The sequence below is a fragment of the Candidatus Omnitrophota bacterium genome, assembly GCA_016929445.1.
Lineage (GTDB): Bacteria > Omnitrophota > Gorgyraeia > JAFGIU01 > JAFGIU01 > JAFGIU01.
In genome coordinates, this window is record JAFGIU010000043.1 from 1 (window position 1) to 6,471 (window position 6,471).

The following is a 6,471-nucleotide window of genomic DNA, read 5'->3' on the forward strand; positions in this document are numbered from 1 at the left end:
CATTCGTTTGCGTGAAGAGGCCGAGCGGTTGCGGGATGCTTGTGGCGTCACTGCTATTGCGGCCACTGTAAAAGTGGCTATTTCGGCGATTCAAAAAGCCTGTCGTTCCATGACAAACCGGGGTAACGGAGAGGGCGGAGGGGTCATGGCTCTGGGGGGTGTCTATCCGGGACACGAAGAACGCTTTGCTTTGCACTTACAGGTTTTGGTTGAAGAGGGCCAGCGGCCGGCGCGCGCTTTGGAGGCCTTGCAGCGGTATTACGCAGGCTTTGAAATTTATGTGCGCACAGAGCCCAATGGGACCCCCAAAAATGTGAATGAATTGACGGAAGAGGATGTGGAAAGGCTGCTTAGGTTCCCCCGAAAGCAACAAGATGGACGGGATATTACTTACCAGGAAGCCAATATGGAGCATGATCCGGGCGACATGTTTGTTCCCTTTTTGAGAGCCCGCAAGGATGCCTTGATTGAGTTTGCTCAGGAACTTTTGGAGCAGTCCCGGCTTAGTGACGAAGACCAGGGGCGTCTGGACTTGGTCAATGAAGCGGCCGAGGAGTACGGTGCTCTCATGCGACCGGTTCTTGACTTGAGAAAGCAGGCGGCAGAGCTGAGGGCCAAGGCCGAGGCGGCGGCTAAGCAAGGGGATGGGGCCACAGAGACCGAAGCGCTCCAAGAAGAAATTATCATACTGAGGAGTCTGAAGGCCTATCAGGAAGAGCATGGCGATCAACTGGATGAACTCAGAGAGGTCTTGGAGCATCGTTGGACCGAGTTTTTGGGGATGGTTAAGGCCCAGGGCAAGTGGATTCCTTACTTGACGGAATATAGCGGAATTTTGACTGGCGATTACTTGAAAAATGTCAGTGAGGAGCACATTGAATCGCTTATGCAAGATGTGAAGACAAAGCAGCAGGCGCTGAGTGATTTCTCAGAGGAGTTTGCGCGAACTCAATTCGACAAAGGGCCGGAAGAGGTGAGTAAAAAAGAGTTTCTTGAAGCTTTGCGCCGGCCAGGGAATGAAGAGGCCCTCGAAAGATATCTCGGACTGGAGGCTGCGCTCAGAGTGGCTTTGGAAAATGAGGAGTATAGATTGTGGGTCGCGCTTGAGGACGAGATGGTCTACAAGACGAATGATCGCTTGAATAAGCGTTACTATGTGAATGCCACGCGAGAAAAACTGGTGGGATTTGCGCAAAGTGTAACTCGTGGGAACGAGTGGCCCAGCGAATTGCCTGCGGAGTTCTTGAATGGTATTCCGGCAGACAAACAGACAGAAGCCGTAAAACTCTATCAGGAGCTCTGTGAAAGATTCGAGCTTTCCGGAGTTCAAGACTACTTAGGGGAATTTGAGGGGGAATATTCCTTTGAAGATGAAGAACGGATGGATCAAAGAGAACGCTCTTACAGGAACCGAGATTGGATTGGCTTCTGGCGTGCGGTGGAAAAACTCTACGATTCGACCCATGAGAAGCCGGCGTCATTGCCCGAGATGTTTGTGGCCTCTTCGATGAAAGATGGAGGTGTATGGAAGGTGCTCGGCTATGCGCATGATGTTCCGGACTACTGGGATATTCCGGACTCTTTTGTCCAGATTGGACATCAGCGCTATCCCACGGTGTTTTCCTTGCACCCAGGCGGTGCCCATCCTTTTGCAGAGCTTCTGGATGCCCTTATCCACAATGGGGACTTTGCGACTTATGTGGCCAATGTTGCGCACTGGATGGTTTATGGCAGAAGTCCTTCTTTCGGCACCGATACGGAAGCGGCGTCCATTGCCTATCACATTCTCAAACATACGCTGGGCTATATGCCGCACATAGTTTTTGAAGCACTGGCTCCCACTACAGGTTTGGACTTGGAGAGACTGCAGCGCATCTCGCCGGAGTTGGCGGAACAATTCGAGGCTTTGGCAGAGACTCATATTGCGGGCTCTCCCGATGGGCCGTGGTTTTTTATCATTGGTTCGGAAGGATGGGATGAGCACGGGAAGCCTACTTATGAGTTGACGGGTGTGACGGATACTTCGGTGCTCCGTCCCTCGGTATTTACTGTTTGGCAGTTTGAGGATATTTCGATTGCCATGATTGGCTCGGAGTTTCAGGCCATGATGGAAGCCGCTCAACAGCTCTATGAAGATGGAGTCATCCCCACGCCTATTCCTGACAATATTACGATCGTGCGCGGGGGGAGTGTGGAACTCAAGGTGGTATCCGAGGGCACTCCCGGGGCTTACGAAATCGCGGATGGGCTTTTTGTTCGAGCGGCTGATGGAGGGACTCGCAGCTTTGTGATTGAAGAGTCTCCGACAGGCAAGAAGGATTTTGTGATTAAGGATAAGTTCGGTGAAATTGTTCTCGCTGTGGCTCCTGCCGCGGACTTGGAGGCAGACATTGTTGTGGGACAGGTGCCAATAGAAGTTGCGGAGTTCTTCAATATCAAGGACCTATGGACTGGAATCCCTTCCGACATAATTTCTTTTATTCAAGACCGGTTGCCCGATTGGGACTACAACACCTTCCGTTGGGTTGTATTACGCCTGGTTGAGTTGGCTCAGGAGGATCGGAATCGTACCGCAGTCCAGAGGGTATTGAATGAGCTGCACGATCAGCTCCCTTATCAGCAGATTAACGCAGAGGAGGGTCCGCAGAAAAGACGCAGCTCGCTGGCCCAGGTTATACGGGAGGGTCTGGATAGGATATTTGAATCCGTTAAGAGTGTCGCGGAGGAAGCGAGCCGCGAGGATCAATATCGCAAAGTGGATTTTGACACACAAACCCTAATGCCGGAGCCGGAGGCCTTTGACCAGGTTTTAGTCATTGATGCGAAGGGTTTTCCTCATGAGATTGATCACGATGCTTGGAAGGATTTGCAGGAGGAGGCTGCCGAAGCAGGTTGGGGTGAAGAGCGTCTCATTTCTGAAGCTGCGGCGCGACTTCCTGCTTCGCTTTCCAGAATGGTGGTTAGGGCTTACCGCGCGGGCTGGAGGCATCTCTCAATTACAAACTTGTCGGGCCACCGATTCATCGGTACGGGAGTGGGGCCGGGTTCCTGGGAGCTGAATATTGATCTATACGGAGCTCCGGGACAGAATCTGGGTACCGGCAGCATGGGTATCAGTTTCCATCCGCATGCCTACTATGTGCAGGATGACACTTTTTTGAATGCGACCGGAGGCTATCTTGCAGTGCCGGGTTCAGTGGGAACTACCCTGGGATTTGCGATGCAGGGAGCGACTATGGTGATCGGAGGTGATGTGCACAGCCGCGCCTTCATCCAATCCACGAGTCGTCCAGGAGGGCAGGGGTATCGTGTGGGAATTCTCGGCCGTCCTTACGAGTTTGTGGGCGAGTCTTTGATGGGGGCGGATCTTCTGATGTGGATGGGGCTGGAGACGGATGGTAATGGAGGCCTGACGCGAAGGTACTACCCTTATGAGGGGCAGGATATTGCTCCAGGTGCCAGCCTGGGGAATCTTCTGATCTACGATCCGGACGACCGTTTGCGTGCCTTCCATATTGAGGTCAACGGACAGGAGCTTATTTTAGACCGCCAGCAGTTAGAGAGCTTGGATGCTGACAATTGGCCGGAAGCGTTGGAGGGAATCCTGAGCTTTGAGGAGTGGTCTTCGATTCAGGTGGTGGGGATTCCTGCGGGCACTGCAGGGATTAGAGAACCTCTATACTTGGAGTCTGTGTTGCTGGCAGAAGAGAGTTTGCCTCTATCCCTGGTGGGTGTGCTCACTTCCAACCAATGGCAACAGATTCGTGCTGCGGATGAATACCAAGTTGGGGCATGGCCGGTTTTGAGTCCGCGGGAGTTCTTGGTGTTGCTTACCCAGGAATCCGTGGAGTTTGCGCTTTCGCCGGAGCGATTGATCCGTTTGTGGAGTGATGGGCCCCAATATCCCATGGCCCGGCGTGTGCCTGTGGACGATACCACCTGGATGGAGGCCAACCGTATGTTTCTGCTGATGAATCAGGAGTTCGGCCTGAGAGGCGAATTTGTCGATAAGAGCGGAGAGGTAGTCCCGTCCAGAGTCTGGGTGGGCAGCGAATATGAATTACTTCGCTTTGCGCAGACTCTAGTTGAGGAAATTACTTCTGGTCGGGGTCCCTCTGATTGGCCTGGGCAAATGGAAAGGGCTGTGGAGGATTATGCGAAGGCTTTAGTGGGCATTACAGATCAGACCGATGACCCAGAGAAAATTCAGGCTGCGCTTGCCGGGCCCACTCAGCAACTCAGAAAGGCCTTTGGTTTTCTCATCGCTCCGGGAGTTCTGGATCAGTTATTAGTCCAGAATCTGGATCTCCAGTTAAGCCTTTTACATCAAGTGCATGATTCTCTGCAGGAGCTTCTTGATGTCTTTGACGCGAATGGGTTGGACAGTTATCTGACGCAGGTTTGGCATAACCCAGAGTTGCGCGAGCATTACGACTACCGCGGATTCTGGAATCTCATCCATACCCTCTACAGTGTGGGCCAGCCTCCGCTTCATAGTGAGGCCCGTCGGTGTGAAGTGCGGGTCGACGGCGTGTGGAAAGAGTTGGAGGCCTCAGACTTGGCTGGGTGTGAATCAGCAACAGGGACCAGTGCCCTCCTCCGATTTCATCTTGTGGTGGATGGAGAAGCCCAGATTTTGACTAAGGAAAACTTTACTCAGCTGCGTCCAATGCAAGGTGCGGATCGTACTAAGCTTAAACACCGCCAGGCAGAAGCCAAGAAGCGGGCCAATGATTACCGGGTACAGGATTTGCGTCAACGAGTTGAAGCCAGGGATCCAGTCGATATGGGTGATCTGTTCGGGGAAATTCTAAAGGTTGACTTGCCGGAGGTTCCCCCTCCGCCTCCTGTGGGAGCCCTATTACGCCAACAGAGGGAATTAGTGGCAGAGAGTTTGGATCAACTTGGTATGTTGGAATCGGCACTCTAAAAGGAGAACACAATGATGAAGGGATCCTGGATACGGTTGGTTGCACTGTGTGTGGCTCAGGTGTTCATGTGTTCATCGTTTTCCGCTTACGCGGCCCCGGTAAGAGGGGATATTCCGCGAACAAGCCCGGGCATCTCTGTCCAGGCGAAAGCCGCGCCTTCAATCGACTCGATCCGGATCGATCCCCGATTCGGCCGGATTGTCGAGAGCCAAACCTTTGAAAATTCTCCTTACACGATTGTGCATATCCAGGACCTGCACGCGCATGCTGAGGCGCAGGAGAATATCGCCCGCATTCTGCACTCCCTCTATAAGGAATACGGGATACGGCAGGTGGCTTTGGAGGGCAGCGAAGGCCCGGTCTACAGCTTTTTCTTCAGCACCTTTCCGGATGACGAGGTGCGCGTGCGCTGGGCAGAGCAGGCCTTGGATCAAGCTGTGATTACGGGTCCTGAGAAGGTCGCAATTGCCGACCAGCTTCCGCTCGAGCTTTACGGCGTGGAGGATCGGGCCGAATATGTCCGCGACTTTCTTTTCTTTCAGCAGGTCCACACAGCCCCGGAGGAGGCCAGGGCAGAGTTCCGGCAGGCACTCGGACAGCTTGAGATTCTTGAACAAGAGGTGTACCCGGAGGTGGTGAAGACTAAATTGGCACTTTTTTCCCGGAAGGCAGAGGGGAGTTCGCCGAGTAGTGGATTGTTTGCCGAATTGATCGAGAGCTCCCGGGAGTTGCAGATTCCTCTTGCCGAGTCTTACCCCAGCTTGGAGGCATACTCAGGAATGCAAGAGCTGGAGGGGTCGTTGGATGAGGAATCTTTCCAGAAGCAGCTGAAGCAGCTTGTGACTCAGTTGAGTCAGTCGGAAGCTGCGCCTGCTGTCAGGCAAGAGTTGCTCCAGCTTGTTTCTCAGGTTTCCGGCGGGCAAACCGGCGCAGGAGCCTTTGCGGGCAAGTTGGTGGGATTGGTGGAAAGGGCGCAACTTCCAATAGACTCCTATCCTGCCGTTTATGCGATGGCCGAGCATGAGGCACTGAGCATGCGAGTCCGGCCCGAGTCACTTCTGGCTGAAGTGGACCGTTTGCAGGAAAAGATTCTCCAACGCCTCTTCGAGACCGAGGACCAGCGCCAAGTCCATGAGCTGAGAAAGGGAGCCCGCATTTTAGAAAAGGTGGTTAGCGCCGAAGCATCCCCGAAGGATTGGCAAGAGTTTCGGACGCTTTCCTCTGATGCCAGCCTGGGCGCGCTGTGCAAGAGTTTGCGGGAATTTCTCAAAAAGTATCAGGTGGGCTCCGGAAGTGAGGTGCCTAAGAAACCCTGCAAAGAATGGGCTGGATTGATTAAGGCCTCCGAGGGCTTTTACGAAGTGGGCGAGAAACGCAATGAGTCGCTTGTGGCAAATACCTTAGCCTTTCTCCAGCGCAGCGGGGCTCAGACGGGCGTGTTGTTGACAGGTGGGTTTCACACCAAAGGAATGACTGAGCTCCTGGCCCAACGGGGAATCTCCTATGTGGTCGTCGCCCCCCGCGTCACGCAGTTTGCCGG

The 6,471-nt window shown here is 53.6% G+C and carries 2 protein-coding genes; both read left to right on the forward strand.

Annotation, left to right across the window (positions count from 1 at the left end; translation table 11 throughout):
* Window positions 1–109: 109 nt before the first annotated feature.
* Window positions 110–4,930, forward strand: coding sequence for a hypothetical protein (locus tag JW937_03860; GenBank protein ID MBN1586548.1), 4,821 nt, complete (start codon window positions 110–112; stop codon window positions 4,928–4,930).
* Between the two features lie 12 nt (window positions 4,931–4,942).
* Window positions 4,943–6,471, forward strand: a 1,529-nt coding sequence (locus tag JW937_03865) for a hypothetical protein (protein ID MBN1586549.1), incomplete at its 3' end; no start/stop codon positions are given.

What these genes read in the sequence shown, in the direction of transcription:
- JW937_03860 (MBN1586548.1), top strand. Translation starts at nt 110, where the DNA reads ATGACAAACCGGGGTAACGGAGAGGGCGGAGGGGTCATGGCTCTGGGG.